The 14,015-nt window shown below is 30.4% G+C and carries 15 protein-coding genes; 6 read left to right on the top strand and 9 right to left on the bottom strand.

From position 1 onward, the window contains the following. Positions 1-156: 156 nt before the first annotated feature. Positions 157-873 carry a cytochrome c gene (locus tag Q8S45_RS10450; RefSeq protein ID WP_305604449.1) on the top strand — a complete coding sequence of 239 codons (717 nt, stop codon included), beginning with the start codon at positions 157-159 and terminating at the stop codon, positions 871-873. 212 nt (positions 874-1,085) lie between these two features. Here Q8S45_RS10450 and nrfD (Q8S45_RS10445) read toward each other — a convergent pair whose 3' ends face one another. The 4 genes from nrfD (Q8S45_RS10445) to Q8S45_RS10430 are packed head-to-tail and all read right to left on the bottom strand — an operon-like array spanning position 1,086 to position 3,736. Next, on the bottom strand, positions 1,086-2,282 hold the full coding sequence (gene nrfD / locus Q8S45_RS10445) for an NrfD/PsrC family molybdoenzyme membrane anchor subunit (RefSeq protein ID WP_305604447.1): 1,197 nt from the start codon (positions 2,280-2,282) through the stop codon (positions 1,086-1,088). 2 nt (positions 2,283-2,284) lie between these two features. Further along, the gene (locus tag Q8S45_RS10440) at positions 2,285-3,061 is read right to left on the bottom strand and encodes a 4Fe-4S dicluster domain-containing protein (RefSeq protein WP_305604445.1); all 777 of its coding nucleotides are present in this window, start codon (positions 3,059-3,061) and stop codon (positions 2,285-2,287) included. After that, positions 3,043-3,495, bottom strand: coding sequence for a hypothetical protein (locus Q8S45_RS10435; protein WP_305604443.1), 453 nt, complete (start codon positions 3,493-3,495; stop codon positions 3,043-3,045). The genes Q8S45_RS10440 and Q8S45_RS10435 overlap by 19 nt, the downstream gene beginning before the upstream one ends. 37 nt (positions 3,496-3,532) lie before the next feature. Next, positions 3,533-3,736 (bottom strand): hypothetical protein, encoded by a 204-nt coding sequence (locus Q8S45_RS10430; protein WP_305604441.1) that lies wholly within the window; start codon positions 3,734-3,736, stop codon positions 3,533-3,535. A gap of 857 nt (positions 3,737-4,593) precedes the next feature. Between Q8S45_RS10430 and Q8S45_RS10425 the strand changes: the two genes are divergently transcribed. The 5 genes from Q8S45_RS10425 to Q8S45_RS10405 are packed head-to-tail and all read left to right on the top strand — an operon-like array spanning position 4,594 to position 8,737. Further along, positions 4,594-5,577 carry a 4Fe-4S dicluster domain-containing protein gene (locus Q8S45_RS10425; RefSeq protein WP_305604439.1) on the top strand — a complete coding sequence of 328 codons (984 nt, stop codon included), beginning with the start codon at positions 4,594-4,596 and terminating at the stop codon, positions 5,575-5,577. Positions 5,578-5,595: 18 nt separating this feature from the next. Beyond that, a complete protein-coding gene (gene nrfD / locus Q8S45_RS10420; protein ID WP_305604437.1) occupies positions 5,596-6,939 on the top strand; it encodes an NrfD/PsrC family molybdoenzyme membrane anchor subunit in 1,344 nt (447 codons plus the stop codon). An 11-nt stretch (positions 6,940-6,950) separates the two neighbouring features. Then, entirely contained in the window at positions 6,951-7,847 is an 897-nt protein-coding gene (locus tag Q8S45_RS10415) for a hypothetical protein (RefSeq protein ID WP_305604435.1), read from the top strand. Positions 7,848-7,903: 56 nt separating this feature from the next. Next, entirely contained in the window at positions 7,904-8,308 is a 405-nt protein-coding gene (locus Q8S45_RS10410; RefSeq protein WP_305604432.1) for a cytochrome c, read from the top strand. Positions 8,309-8,329: 21 nt separating this feature from the next. Then, positions 8,330-8,737 carry a c-type cytochrome gene (locus tag Q8S45_RS10405; RefSeq protein WP_305604430.1) on the top strand — a complete coding sequence of 136 codons (408 nt, stop codon included), beginning with the start codon at positions 8,330-8,332 and terminating at the stop codon, positions 8,735-8,737. A gap of 67 nt (positions 8,738-8,804) precedes the next feature. On the opposite strand, the gene hemN is transcribed toward Q8S45_RS10405, so the two are convergent. From hemN to hemB, 5 genes are all read right to left on the bottom strand, one after another. Next, on the bottom strand, positions 8,805-10,163 hold the full coding sequence (gene hemN, locus Q8S45_RS10400) for an oxygen-independent coproporphyrinogen III oxidase (RefSeq protein WP_305604428.1): 1,359 nt from the start codon (positions 10,161-10,163) through the stop codon (positions 8,805-8,807). A 39-nt stretch (positions 10,164-10,202) separates the two neighbouring features. Continuing rightward, complete coding sequence (locus tag Q8S45_RS10395) at positions 10,203-10,562, bottom strand: four helix bundle protein (RefSeq protein WP_305604421.1); 360 nt, start codon at positions 10,560-10,562, stop codon at positions 10,203-10,205. Between the two features lie 39 nt (positions 10,563-10,601). Then, positions 10,602-11,624 carry a uroporphyrinogen decarboxylase gene (gene hemE, locus Q8S45_RS10390; protein ID WP_305604419.1) on the bottom strand — a complete coding sequence of 341 codons (1,023 nt, stop codon included), beginning with the start codon at positions 11,622-11,624 and terminating at the stop codon, positions 10,602-10,604. Positions 11,625-11,660: 36 nt separating this feature from the next. Beyond that, positions 11,661-12,962 carry a glutamate-1-semialdehyde 2,1-aminomutase gene (hemL, locus tag Q8S45_RS10385; RefSeq protein WP_305604417.1) on the bottom strand — a complete coding sequence of 434 codons (1,302 nt, stop codon included), beginning with the start codon at positions 12,960-12,962 and terminating at the stop codon, positions 11,661-11,663. Between the two features lie 79 nt (positions 12,963-13,041). Continuing rightward, positions 13,042-14,007 carry a porphobilinogen synthase gene (gene hemB / locus Q8S45_RS10380; protein WP_305604453.1) on the bottom strand — a complete coding sequence of 322 codons (966 nt, stop codon included), beginning with the start codon at positions 14,005-14,007 and terminating at the stop codon, positions 13,042-13,044. Positions 14,008-14,015 lie beyond the last annotated feature (8 nt).

The following is a 14,015-nucleotide window of genomic DNA, read 5'->3' as shown; positions in this document are numbered from 1 at the left end:
TAATCATGTTTTTTATAATGTTTGAAATTCACTATAAATATACTGATTATCAGGCTTTTATGCAAATATTTTATTGCTTTTTATCATAAATTTTTTGCTTTTTTCTTGTGATTTTTAACCCTTAATTCGCATTATTAATTAATAAAACAAAATAAAATGAAAAAATTATTTATTTTGACAATTTTAAGTACTTCATTGCTTTTTCAAAATTGTGGTACAAAAGAAAAACAGGAAAAAACAGATAGTCTCAATGATTCAATTATCACTGAAACTGTAATAATTAAAACTGATACAATTGGTAAAATAGGAATTGAAATTCTTGAAGGAGATGTACCAAAAGATATTGTAAAAACTACGACAATTACAAAAATTACTACAAAAGAACCTAGAAAAGTAGTTACGCAAAAAACAACTGAGACGAAGGTGAACGAAGAAACTAAAGTTGAAATTGAAACAAAAGTGGTGGTTACCGAACAACCAAAAAAAGTTATTGAGGATGAAACTCCAGTAAAAGTAGTTGTTCAAGTGCCCAAAATTACAACCAACATTTCAGATTGGAAAGTGCCTTCTAAATATGTTACAATGAAAAATCCCATTGATTCAAAAACTGATGCAGCTATTGGAAAATCATTGTACACTAAACATTGTAAATCTTGTCATGGAGCAAAAGGTTTAGGTGATGGACCAAAAGCGGCTGAAATGAAAGGAGATTTAGGAGATTTTTCTTCTGCAGTTTTTCAAAAACAAACAGATGGTGAATTATTTTATAAAACATCTTTTGGTAGAGATGATATGCCAGAGTATACAAAGAAAATACCAAATGATGAAGATAGATGGCTAATTGTTAATTATTTGAGAACCTTAGCCAAGTAAAAGTTATTTGAATTTAATTTTGTTAAATTATACTAAAATAAGGCTGTCTAAAAATTAGTGTAAAAAATTACAGTCATTCTGAAAATGTCACACTGCCCTTGTCGAAGTGTTATTTCAGAATCTCATCATCCCTATCAATCATCACTAGACTCATAGTCATGTTCATGTTGAAAAAAGTTTTACTTTTTTAGACAGCTACATTATTTAAAAAATTATTCATGGCTAGAAACCTTTTTCCAAGGTGGCATTAACCATAATAAAAAAGTTAAAATTAATAATGGTAAAATCAACCAAACTGCCATCATTAAATAACCTTCCAAACCTGAATAAACAGCATTAAAAGTAGTAAATCCACTCAAACTTTTTGAAAATAATTGACCACCAATAACAACATTCCATCTCATAAAGAAAATTCCTATTAGTACTAGTATCCCTACAAAAAAGTAAGAAATTTTTCTAATTTTCTCAGTAGGTTTATAAATTTGAAAAAATCCAATTACAGAAAGTGGTATGATAGTCCCAAAAAGTACTTGCATATAAATTAATGTTATATTTAACTTACCTCCAACCAATACTTTAATAATATCAAAAGATTCTTCGGCCTCATAAAGTCTGTGTATTTGATCTAACGATTCTAAGGTGAAATCTATAATTAAAATATAAAAAAGATATTTCGCAATGGTATCTAAACATAGCATATCAATTTTTACTTTACGTGCCCAACTTACAACCATATATATTACCATAACTAATGCAATTCCTGAAACCATTGCTGAAAAAAGGAAAATTACAGGCATCAATACTGTTGACCACCAAGGATTAGCTTTAATCGATCCAAAAATAAATCCAACGTACCCATGTAATAAAAATGCTGAAGGAATCCCTAATACAGTTATAAAATACCCCAATTTATCATCCAACTTAGCCGATTTCTCATCAGTATCATTAATTCCTAATGTAATTACTTTATAAAATAACTTTTTAAATCCGGTACTCGTTTTTGACCATATTACAAAATCAAGTCGATAATCGAACCAAATTTCTAACAATAGCACTACCATTAAATACCATAAATAAACAAATCCAAAAATTGCCATTGCTGAGGTTGGATTTGGAGTCATAAATATTTCATAAGATCGTAAGGGATGCTGTAAATGACTAACTAACGGCAATGTAGCCACAAATAAAAATGATAAAGCAGTTAATAAAGCGATACCATATGTAGGTTTTAAAGCCTTAATATTAAAAACTCTTTCTAAAGAAGCCAATATAAATGCTCCTGCAACTAATCCTGTGATGTAAGGATATAAAACAATCATTAAACCCCAATGCAAATCTATTTCATTTGGGTAAATATAGCCATCTACTTGTGAGAGTGCTTCATACAAATGTTGATAATGTTCTTCCATAATTATTTAACTTCTGAACTTAGCCCATTGTAAAATACTCTTGAATGCGTATTTAAATGAGGTTTTAATACTTGAGTTGGATTATCTTGTAAAAATTTAACCAAATCACCTTTTTTATCTCTTAAATCTCCAAATACTCTTGCATTTGTTGGACAAACCTCAACACAAGCAGGTTCTAATCCTTTCGTAATTCTATGATAACAGAAAGTACATTTATCAGCGACCTTTGTCACTGGATTCATAAATCGGGCGCCATAAGGGCACGCCTGAATACAATAACTACAACCAATGCAATAGGTTTCATCTACCAAAACCACACCGTCTGGACTTATAAATGTTGCACCAACAGGGCAAGCTTGAACACAAGGTGCTTTGGTACAATGGTTACATAATTTAGGCACCATAAAAGATTTAAATATATCTTCATCGGGTACAGATTGTTTTAATCCTCCAATACCACCGTTTGGAGATTCTATTTTAACTTCTCCATCATTTTTAACAGTATATTGCTCTACCCAAGTTCTAAAATAAAATGGTTCTTCTGGTACCTTATTTTCAATTTTACAAGCTTCAGCACATTTTCCACAACCAATACAACTTTCAATGTCAACACCCATTCCCCATAAAGGAAGATTTTTATCATCTATTGTAGGTTCTTCTTCAGTTTGTGCAATTGCTTCAAAAGGTTTAATTATTGAATACAATAAGGTTCCTCCAAGCAAAGCAGCGCTAGTTTGGAAAAACTTTCTTCTTTTATTTACTATTCTTTCAGTTCCCATGGTGCGTGTGCATTATGACATTCGATACAATTTTGATCTCCTTTGTGATCTTTAAAATTTAAAGTTGGTACTCCTTTTTTAAGACGTCCTGCATTGATAGCATGACATTGTCCACAAAAATTAAGACTTCCTTCAACTTTTGGAGGATTAATTTTGCAATCTTTAGAAGCTGCAATTTTAGGCATATGACAACTTTCACAACGAATCCCAGAATGGATATCAGCTGACTTTAAATCATACACTTCTTGATGGCAAGAAGCACATTCTTCTTCTCCTTTATAAAAAGGTACAGATAACATATTGTCATCAATTGCACTGGCTCTATAATGTCCATACTCACCAAACGAATTAGGTGTTAAATAACGCTGTATTAATATAAAAATACTTACGAATACAACAAAGGACAAGAATAAGCGAAAAATTATTTTTGGCATATAAGTGGGTTTTTTAATCTCATACTTATTGAATTAATTAACTACTTTTTTTTACTTTTTTGGATTTTTTATTCCAAATAATGTTAATCAATATGGCTGGAATTAATGCAAAAAGAACTCCAGTAAATGATGGAACAAATTTACCATCACTAGCTCTTATATACATGTAGAAACCATAAACTATAAGAGAAACAATAATAATTAAAACAGTAACCCATGTTTTTCTACCTTTTTTAGTCATAATATTAAATTTAAATAGTTTAAAAAAAAATTAGTTGGTTAATTTTACATAGCAAAAAATTATCTTTCTTTTAGTTGATCTGTTACTAAAGTTACATATTCAAAATAATATTATCAATGATAATTGTCATTATGTCAGCAACTTACAGTTGAAATAATTAATAAAAGTCTTTAAATACTAATTTTAAGACACTAAAATCTTAAATTCGAGAAGACAATTAATTATTTAGAACAAAGACAATTTTGAATGAAATATTAAGACAAAAAATATATTAATCTACTACATTTAATTATTAAAAAGACAAGAAACCGTTCATATTATTGACTTATTCGTCAATAAACCAACAATACTTTCCACAGAATAAGCCAAATCAAGTTTACAAATACATTAAAAATAAAAAGTAGTTTAATAGACTTTTGACCCTATTTTAACATTTATACTATTTATAGTTAGTTTAATCAAAAAATCACTTTAATTATAAATAAAATAGTTGAAACCTATTTAAACTTAAATAAATAGCCAATTAAATTGCATTTTTTATAATATTTTTTTTTTAATAATCCTATTTTTTGCAATTTTTTTTTAATTAAATGACAATTGTCATACAAAGGCAAGGCTTCTGTCCGTAATTTTATATAAGATAATTTACTAAGATGTATTTTATGTATCACATACATCTAAAAAAGTTAAAATTATCTTGATTTATACCTTTAAATGTTTTTGAATTTAATTTAAAAACAACATCCTAAATAGAGGTTAAAATTACACATCCGTTTTCTTTCGTAAAAAAATATGCATTTGATCAATTGAATTTGATTGGTACTATTTTTAATTGATTTTATTAACTAAATAGAATTATGGAAAATAACAAAATTGAAAAAAGTGGAACTAATAGACGTAATTTTTTAAAATTAGGATTCATATCTACTGTTACAGTTGCCACTGGAGCTTCTTTATTTTCTAACCTAATTAATGAAGAAGAATCAGCTCTTTCTGGTGAAAAAATAAGGTTATTAACTCCTGAAGGTAAAATTGTTGAGGTTGATGCTACTAATATTAATAAATATCCTGAAGCTCATATAACTTCAGCTGAATCTAGAAAAGGAATCCCAAACAGAAAATTTGTAATGGTGATAGATTTGGCTAAATGTAAAAATGCAAGAAATTGTGTTGAATCTTGCCAAAAAGGTCATCAATTAGATTACAACGAAGAGTTTTTAAAAATTCAACTTATGCAGGATAATAAAGAAGCTGATCCGTATTGGTTTCCAAAACCTTGCTTTCACTGCGACAGCCCTCCTTGTGTAACCGTGTGCCCAACCGGAGCAACCTTTAAGCGTGATGATAATATTGTTTTGGTGGATGCTGAACGTTGTATTGGGTGCAAGTTTTGTGTTACAAGTTGTCCATACTCTGCTCGTATTTTTAATTGGGGACATAAGGACAAATTTAAGAACACAGCTATTCCATATTCTCCTGAAACTGGAATTCCTGGAACGGAAGGAACCATTATGAAATGTGATTTTTGCCCTGATTTATTAAGACAAGGAGAATTACCACATTGCGCAAAAGCTTGTCCTATGGGTGTTATTTATTTTGGAGATATAAATGAAGATATTGTAACAAATGGTGAAGAAACAGTTCGGTTTTCAAAATTAATTAAAGAACGTTCAGGCTACAGGTATTTAGAACATTTAGGAACAAGGCCAAATGTTTATTATTTACCAGCCGTAAATAGACAGTTCCCACTAGAACGAGGATTTGATGTTGACGAAGACATTATAGAACGTTACAAAAATGTTGATTATGTGAAGGAACTAAAAAAACAAGGTAAAATTTAATTCAAAGAACTCTTAGTTATGGATTTCAATCAAAGAAAAAGAGAATTAGTAAAGGAATTTTCGCCAATGTTAGAAAAATCTAGTTTAGTATCTAAACTTTGGTATTTTGTGCTAATCGCAATTATTTCAGTAGGGATATATGCCTTTTACCTTCAATTTATAAACGGTCATAAAGTTACTGGAATGAGAGATAATGTTGTTTGGGGGATTTATATCATCAATTTCATATTTTTTGTTGGAATAAGTTATTCCGGAGCATTTATTACTGGCGTACTGCATTTTTTTAATGGCTCTTGGAAATATTCAATTGCCCGAATTATTAAAATTATAACCGTTTTATCGTTAATAGTTGGTCCTATTTTTATCTTACTATGTATCGGTAGATTAGACAGGTTACACTATTTATTTATCTATCCAAGAATTCAATCTCCTATTACTTGGGATATTATTGCAATAATGACCGACCTAATTGGGTGTTTCATTTACCTATACTTAACATTTATTCCTGACTTTGCCATTTTAAGAGATACTACAGATTTAAAAGTTCCTAATTGGCAAAAAAATGTATATAGAGTGTTAGCAATAGGATATCAAGATACAACTTCGCAACGTAAAAGGTTACATAAAATTACTGAAATAATGTCAGTAATGATTATCGCAATGGCTGTTGTTGCTTATACTGTTCTCGCTTGGATTTTCAGCTTAACCCTTCAACCAGGTTGGAATAGTACCATTTTTGCTCCGTATTTTATAATTGCAGGTTTATACTCAGGTGTGGGAGTAATTATAATAACAATGTATTTAATTAGAACATCTTTTAAATTAGAAAAGTATATTCGGAAAATTCATTTTATTGGTGCAGGTATTGTACTACTCATAATATCATTATTATTTGGCTATTTTACTTTTAGCGAATACTTCTCTAAATGGTTTAGTCATAAAACAAATGATGTGGAATTATTAGAAACCCTATTTAGCCACTATTTTTGGGAATTTATTTTCGCAAATTATATTGGTGTATTAGTGCCAATAATTATTCTATTCTTTAAAAAATTAAGAACAATAAAATCAGTCACATTTGCAGCAGTAATAGCTGTTCTAGGTTTATGGTTAAACCGGTATTTAATTGTTATTCCTACTTTAGAAACTCCCTATATCCCAATTCAAGATACGCGGCCTGAATTCATTTTTTATACTGCTTCTTGGATCGAGTACGCTTTAAGTTTTGCAGGAATTGCAGCATTTATATTAATGTTTAAACTCATTATGAAATTTGTGCCAATTATACCAATATCTGGAATTATTGATCAAGAAAGATTCGAAGAAAAAAGAATAAAAAATTTAGGTGAGCAAAATAAATAAATTATCAAATTATGAAAAAAGTCCTATTTAAATACCCACTTATTACTTCTTTTATTATTGCTTTTTTGTTAAGTAATGTATGCATAGCTCAAGAAAATGATGTGTCCAATTACAGGATGGGTTTTAATTTAACAACGGTTAAACAGCCAGACAATTCTCGTTTATTGGAAGTATCTTTTATAGCAACTAATAAAAAAGACAGAAAAGATAAAATTCCTATTAGCAACGCTGAAATTAAGTTTTTCAATATTTTAAATGAAGAAGAAGTATTATTAGGTGCGGTTAACACATCAAACGAAGGAATTGCACAATTAACGCTTCCAGAAAATCAAAACTATTTAATAGATGATGATGGAACGATTAATTTAACTGCACTATTTGAAGGTTCAAATGCAATAGATGAAGAAACAGCAGAAATTAGTATTAAAGATTTACACATAGAATTAAACTTAACAGAAATTGATAGTGTGAAAACTGTTTCAGTTTCAGCCTTTACAATAAACAAATTAGGCGAAAAAATCCCTGCTGAAGAAATTGAAATTAGTTTTTACATTCAGGCTATGCTTTCTAAAATGAAAATTGAAGAAGGTACAATAAATGATGGCTCTTATGAATTTACATTCCCTTCTGATATTCCAGGCGATATTAACGGTAATTTATTAGTTTATGCAATGGTTGTTGACCATGATGAATATTGGAATGTCACCCAAAATAAAAATATTAAGTGGGGAATATTTCACAGTCATTCAATCAAAGAAAAAAACTCTTTATGGTCAGCAATTGCACCACTATGGATGTACAGTGTTCTAACCATTATGTTAGTTGGAGTTTGGGCAAACTATGTTTACACAATCATAAATTTAGTAAAGATTAAAAAAGAAGGGGACGAATTAAAATTAAAAATATAACCCAAAACTTAAAAAAGTTCATTTATTAACATAATAATAATTTAAATAACAAAAACATGAAAACAATAAAATTTTTAACCATTATCGGAATTGTTAGTTTGGGTCTTTTATCATTCAATACCCTTTTTCAAGAAGAATGGAAAGTCCCAGAAAAATATAAAAAAATGAAAAATACAACTGCATCTAGTGCTGAAAACATAGCTTTAGGTAAATCTTTGTATGCTAAACATTGTAAATCTTGTCATGGGAAAGATGGTCTAGGAGATGGCCCTAAAGCAAAAGAGGTTGAAGGTGATTTAGGCGATTTTTCATCTAAAAAATTTCAAAGTCAATCAGATGGTGACATATTTTATAAAAGCTATATTGGTAGAAAAGACATGCCTAATTATGAAAAGAAAATGACCTCGGAAGATGTGTGGTTAGTTATTCATTATATGAGAACGATGGGTGCTAAAAAATAACTTGAATTAAAAAAAACAATTATGAGAACTCTAAAATTTTTATTGATTATAGGAATAGTAAGTTTTGGCCTTTATTCATTTGACCAAATCTTACAGGAGGAATGGAAAATTCCGGACAAATACATAAAAATGAAAAATCCCACTTATGTTGATAAAGACAATTTAGAAATGGGCAAAGCTTTGTTTTTAAAGCATTGCAAATCTTGTCATGGAAAAAATGGAAAAGGGGATGGTGAAAAAAGTTACGAGTTTAATTACAATATAATAAATTTCACCACTAAAGAATTTAAAGAACAATTAGACGGAGTAAAATTCTACAAAAGTTATAATGGACTTCATGAAAAGCCTAATTTTAAAAAGAAAATTTCTGACGAAACACACATGTGGTTTATCCTAAATTACATGAACACATTAGTTGAAGAATTATAGCTCTTAGAACGAAAAAAGCCTGAACGATTAAATTGTTCAGGCTTTTTTTAAAAAATTTACATTTAAACTATATAGTCATTGAAAAAATACGCGTTTCAGGCTTATTTTCAATTAAACGCAGGTCAAAAGCCATACAAATATTACGCACAAACATTCTCCCTTCCTCTTTTACCTTAATTCCAGTTGAAGTTACATCTAATAAACCATCATCAATAATCGATTTTAAACGGTCAACAATTTCATTTTTAGCTTGATCGCTCAGTCCAATTTTCCATTCCGTTTCAAGATTACACATTAAGTTTAATATGTGTTTTCTAATAATTAAATCGGTTTCTGTTAGTAAATGACCTCTAAATATTGGAATAATTCCAGCATTTACTTTTTCAGTATAATCATCAATATCTTTTTCATTTTGGGCAAAAGCATACCAAGAATCACTTATAGAAGACATTCCTAAGCCAATCATTAATTCCGTTTTACCAGCCGTATAGCCCATAAAATTACGATGCAATTTTTTAGCTTTCATAGCTGCATGTAAAGAATCTGTTGGCAATGCAAAATGATCCATCCCAATTTCTACATATCCATTATCGAAAAACAATTGTTTACCTAATTCGTATAAATGCCTTTTTTCCTCATCTTTAGGTAAATCACTATCCTCAAAACCTCGTTGGCCAACGCCTTTAATCCAAGGCACATGGGCATAACTATAATAAGCAATTCTATCAGGTTTTAAAGCAATGGTATTTTTAATAGTATTTCGGATACTATCTTCAGTCTGAAAAGGCAATCCAAAAATTAAATCATGACTTATAGATTCGTACCCAATTTTTCTAGATAAATCGTGTACCTTTTTTACTTGATCAAAACTTTGAACTCGGTGTATGGCTTTTTGAACTTTTGGATCGTAATCCTGTATTCCAAAACTATTTCTTCGAGAACCTAAATCGTACAACGTTTGTAATTGTTTTTCTGAAGTTAAATTAGGATGACTTTCAAAACTAAAATCAAAAATTTCAAATTTATCAGCTCTTTTAAAAATACCATCAATTAGTTCCTTTAAATTTTCGGCAGAAAAAAAAGTTGGAGTTCCTCCTCCTAAATGAATTTCTCTAATTTTTGGTCTTTCAACCAATAAATCGCAATACAAATCCCATTCTTTTAAAACGGTTTCAATATACGGTTGTTCAACCTCATGACGTTTTGTAATTTTCTTATGACAAGCACAAAACGTGCATAAACTTTCACAAAAAGGTAAATGAATATAAAGGCTAATACCTTCAATATCATTACTTTCATCAAAAGATTTTTTAACGGTTTTTTTCCAATTTTCTAAAGAAATCCCTTCAGCATCCCAAAACGGAACTGTTGGATAACTTGTATATCTTGGACCAGGTATATTGTATTTTTGAATTAAGTTTGTCATTTAGTTTTAGGTTATAAGCTATAAGTAATAAGCTTTTTTTTAAATAGTTGACTTTATTTTAGTTATTAAAGCAGCCAACATTTTTTTAATTTCATCAATTTCATTTAGCAAAATCGCTGATTCCCCTTTTGAAATAAAATTCAATTCGGTTGATATTAAAAACAAATAGTCTAATTCGTGAGCTGAACCAGATGCAATATATAAAAATCTTATAAGTTCCTTTTGAGTTTCTCTTCCGCATCCTTCTGCTATATTTGTTGGAATTGAAATTGAAGCTCTTTTTATTTGTGAAACTAAATTAAACTGTTCCTCTTTAGGGAATAAGCTTACCGTTTTATATACCTCAAACACTAAGTTATGTGATTTTTGCCAAACCTTATAATTTTTATAATTTACCATAACTAATAGCTTAAAGCTTTAAACTTGTAACTTTATTCACTATTTATACTCTTTTACTGCATCAATAAATGCTTTGGCATTGTCTAAAGGTATGTTTGGTAAAATACCGTGACCTAAATTTACAATGTATTTATCTTTCCCAAAATCGTCAATCATTTTAGTAACTAACTTTTTAATTTCTTTTGGAGGTGATAATAATCTTGAAGGATCAAAATTACCCTGTAATGTTATTTTATTACCAGTAAACTTACGAGCCATTTGCGGGGTAATAGTCCAATCTACACCCAATGCAGCAGCATTTGAATTTGCCATTTCTTCCAATGCAAACCAACACCCTTTACCAAAAGCAATTACTGGAGCATCATCTTTTAAAGCTTCAATAATTTGATTGATGTATTGCCAAGAAAACTCTTGATAATCAACTGGAGAAAGCATTCCTCCCCAAGAATCAAAAATTTGAACTGCATTTACACCTGCTTTTACTTTTTCTTTTAAATAAGCAATTGTTGTATCCGTTATTTTTTGAAGTAATAAATGTGCCGCAACAGGTTGTGTAAAACAAAATTCTTTAGCTAAATCGAAATTTTTAGACCCTTGGCCTTGTACACAATAACATAAAATGGTCCAAGGTGAACCTGCAAAACCAATCAATGGAATATCATCATTTAACATTTGCTTGGTTATTTTAATAGCATCCATTACATACTTTAATTCAACTGTTACATCAGGCACAACAACTGCTTCCACATCTTTTGCAGTTCTAATTGGGTTTGGTAACCAAGGTCCTACTCCATTTTTCATTTCAACTTCAATATTCATTGCCTGAGGTATCACTAAAATATCAGAAAACAAAATAGCAGCGTCCATCCCAAATCTTCGAATGGGTTGTACTGTTATTTCTGAAGCTAGTTCAGGAGTTCTACAACGTGTAAAAAAATCGTAATTATCTCGTATTGCAATAAATTCTGGTAAATAACGCCCCGCTTGACGCATCATCCATACTGGTGGACGTTCTACTGTTTCACCTTTTAGGGCCCTTAAATATAAATCGTTTTTAATCATTTCTTTTATTACTATCTATTAATTAGTATCAATTGATTACATTTTTTTAGCCTTATTAGCTACCGCTTCCATTGCTTTATAAATGGCATCTTTTACTTTATAAATATCTCTTTTACTTATTGCTGAAGACAAAAACCAAGATTCGAATTGAGATGGAGGTAAAAATACTCCTTGTTCCATCATTTTCCAGAAAAAGGTTTTAAATTTATCTGTATCACTTGTTTGAGCCGATTTAAAATTTGTTACTTTTTCTTTTGTGAAAAACGGATTTATCATAGATCCAAATTTATTGACTTGAATATCAACTCCAAATTTTGTAGCTGCTTCCTTCATTACTTTCTCTAAAAAAGAAGCTGTTTTTTCGAAATCTTTATATGGATTTCTCTTTTTTAACTCTTTCAAAGTAGCAATTCCACAAGCCATAGCAATTGGATTACCCGACAATGTTCCTGCTTGGTACATCCCTCCTAATGGCGATACCATTTCCATAATTTCATTTCTTGCTCCGTAAGCTCCAACTGGAAATCCACCTCCAATAACTTTTCCTAAACAAGTTATATCTGCCTGAATACCAAGTAATTCTTGAGCTCCGCCAAATTTAGATCGGAAACCAGTCATAACCTCATCCATAATTAAAAGAACACCACTTGCTTTGGTTAGATCTCTTAATTCTTCCATAAACTCTTTAGTTGGCACCACAACTCCCATATTACCAGCAATAGGTTCTACAATAATAGCTGCAATATCATTATGCTTTGCTAAATGTTTTTCAACGCTATCAATATTGTTATATTCAGCAATCAAGGTGTTTTTAACAGCATCTTCTGGTACACCCAAACTTCCGGGAATACTCAAGGTTGCTAAACCTGAACCTGCTGCAACCAACAACGCATCTGAATGCCCATGATAACAACCAGAAAATTTAATAATTTTATTATTTCCTGTAAAAGCTCTTGCCAACCTAATAGCACTAAATACTGCTTCGGTTCCTGAATTTACAAAACGAACTTTATCCATTCCAGGGAAAGCGTCGCAAACCATTTTTGCCAATTCAATTTCACCATAAGATGAAGCTCCAAAAGAGTACCCTTTTTTTAGGGCCTTTTTAATTGCAGATTCCACTTTACTGTGTCTATGACCTAAAATCATTGGTCCGTATGACAATACAAAATCTATATATTCGTTACCATCAACATCGGTAATTTTACTTCCTTTAGCTTTGTCTATAAAAATAGGTACACCTCCAACGGCTTTAAAAGCACGAACAGGAGAGTTAACAGCACCCACTAAATTCACCTTACCTTTAGTGTATAATTCAATTGACTTTTCTATTTTCATTTTATATAATTTTTTGGTGATTGGGATAAGTTAAAATAATTTTCATCTAAATAATCATTACAACTTTGCTCAGTAACCATTATTTTTTTAACAATACTTTTGCAACATCTTTGGCAAAATAAGTAATAATAATGTCTGCTCCTGCTCTTTTCATTGAAAGCAAACTTTCCATCATAACTCGTTCTTCATCAATCCATCCATTGGCAGCAGCAGCTTTAATCATCGCATATTCACCACTAACATTATAACACGCAATTGGTCGATCGAAATTGTTTTTTAAATCTCTAATAATATCTAAATACGCTAAGGCTGGTTTTACCATTAAAATATCGGCACCTTCTTGATCATCAAAAGTTGCTTCTCGCATTCCTTCATCTCTATTTGCTGGATCCATTTGGTATGTTCTTCTGTCTCCAAAAGTTGGCGCAGAATCGGCCGCATCTCTAAAAGGACCATAAAATGCCGAGGAATATTTTACTGCATACGACATAATTGGAAGATTTGGAAAACCAGTATTGTCCAGCGCTTCACGAATTGTAGCAATCATACCATCCATCATTCCTGATGGAGCCACCATGTCTACTCCTGCTTTTGCATGAGAAATAACTTGTTTTGCAATATTTGGAAGTGTTGCATCATTATCAACATCATTTTCATGAATTATTCCACAATGCCCGTGACTTGTGTATTCACAAAAACACACATCGGTAATTACATATAAACTCGGATAGTTCTTTTTGATAAAACGAACTGCTTGTTGCATAATTCCTTTATCATTCCAAGTTTCGGAACCCGTTTCATTTTTCGCAGTTGGGATTCCAAATAATAAAACTGCAGGAATATCTAGTGCTACAACCTCATCTAATTCTTTTGAAATTCTATCTAACGACCATCTTTTAATGCCTGGCATTGATACAATTTCTTTTTCAATGTTTTCGCCTTCTTCAATAAATAAAGGATAAATTAAATCGTCTATGGTTAGTTTATTTTCTCTAACTAAACGACGAATATTTTCTGTTTTACGTAAACGTCTTGTTCGGTTTATCATCATTT

Source organism: Lutibacter sp. (genome assembly GCF_030692605.1).
In the GTDB taxonomy this organism is placed as follows: domain Bacteria; phylum Bacteroidota; class Bacteroidia; order Flavobacteriales; family Flavobacteriaceae; genus Lutibacter.
This window is presented reverse-complemented; position numbering and strand designations above follow the sequence as displayed.

What these genes read in the sequence shown, in the direction of transcription:
- Q8S45_RS10440 (WP_305604445.1), bottom strand. Translation starts at nt 3,061, where the DNA reads ATGGGAACTGAAAGAATAGTAAATAAAAGAAGAAAGTTTTTCCAAACT.
- Q8S45_RS10410 (WP_305604432.1), top strand. Translation starts at nt 7,904, where the DNA reads ATGAAAACAATAAAATTTTTAACCATTATCGGAATTGTTAGTTTGGGT.
- Q8S45_RS10435 (WP_305604443.1), bottom strand. Translation starts at nt 3,495, where the DNA reads ATGCCAAAAATAATTTTTCGCTTATTCTTGTCCTTTGTTGTATTCGTA.
- Q8S45_RS10415 (WP_305604435.1), top strand. Translation starts at nt 6,951, where the DNA reads ATGAAAAAAGTCCTATTTAAATACCCACTTATTACTTCTTTTATTATT.
- hemL (WP_305604417.1), bottom strand. Translation starts at nt 12,962, where the DNA reads ATGAAAATAGAAAAGTCAATTGAATTATACACTAAAGGTAAGGTGAAT.
- hemN (WP_305604428.1), bottom strand. Translation starts at nt 10,163, where the DNA reads ATGACAAACTTAATTCAAAAATACAATATACCTGGTCCAAGATATACA.
- nrfD (WP_305604437.1), top strand. Translation starts at nt 5,596, where the DNA reads ATGGATTTCAATCAAAGAAAAAGAGAATTAGTAAAGGAATTTTCGCCA.
- Q8S45_RS10425 (WP_305604439.1), top strand. Translation starts at nt 4,594, where the DNA reads ATGGAAAATAACAAAATTGAAAAAAGTGGAACTAATAGACGTAATTTT.
- hemE (WP_305604419.1), bottom strand. Translation starts at nt 11,624, where the DNA reads ATGATTAAAAACGATTTATATTTAAGGGCCCTAAAAGGTGAAACAGTA.
- Q8S45_RS10450 (WP_305604449.1), top strand. Translation starts at nt 157, where the DNA reads ATGAAAAAATTATTTATTTTGACAATTTTAAGTACTTCATTGCTTTTT.
- nrfD (WP_305604447.1), bottom strand. Translation starts at nt 2,282, where the DNA reads ATGGAAGAACATTATCAACATTTGTATGAAGCACTCTCACAAGTAGAT.
- Q8S45_RS10405 (WP_305604430.1), top strand. Translation starts at nt 8,330, where the DNA reads ATGAGAACTCTAAAATTTTTATTGATTATAGGAATAGTAAGTTTTGGC.
- Q8S45_RS10430 (WP_305604441.1), bottom strand. Translation starts at nt 3,736, where the DNA reads ATGACTAAAAAAGGTAGAAAAACATGGGTTACTGTTTTAATTATTATT.
- Q8S45_RS10395 (WP_305604421.1), bottom strand. Translation starts at nt 10,562, where the DNA reads ATGGTAAATTATAAAAATTATAAGGTTTGGCAAAAATCACATAACTTA.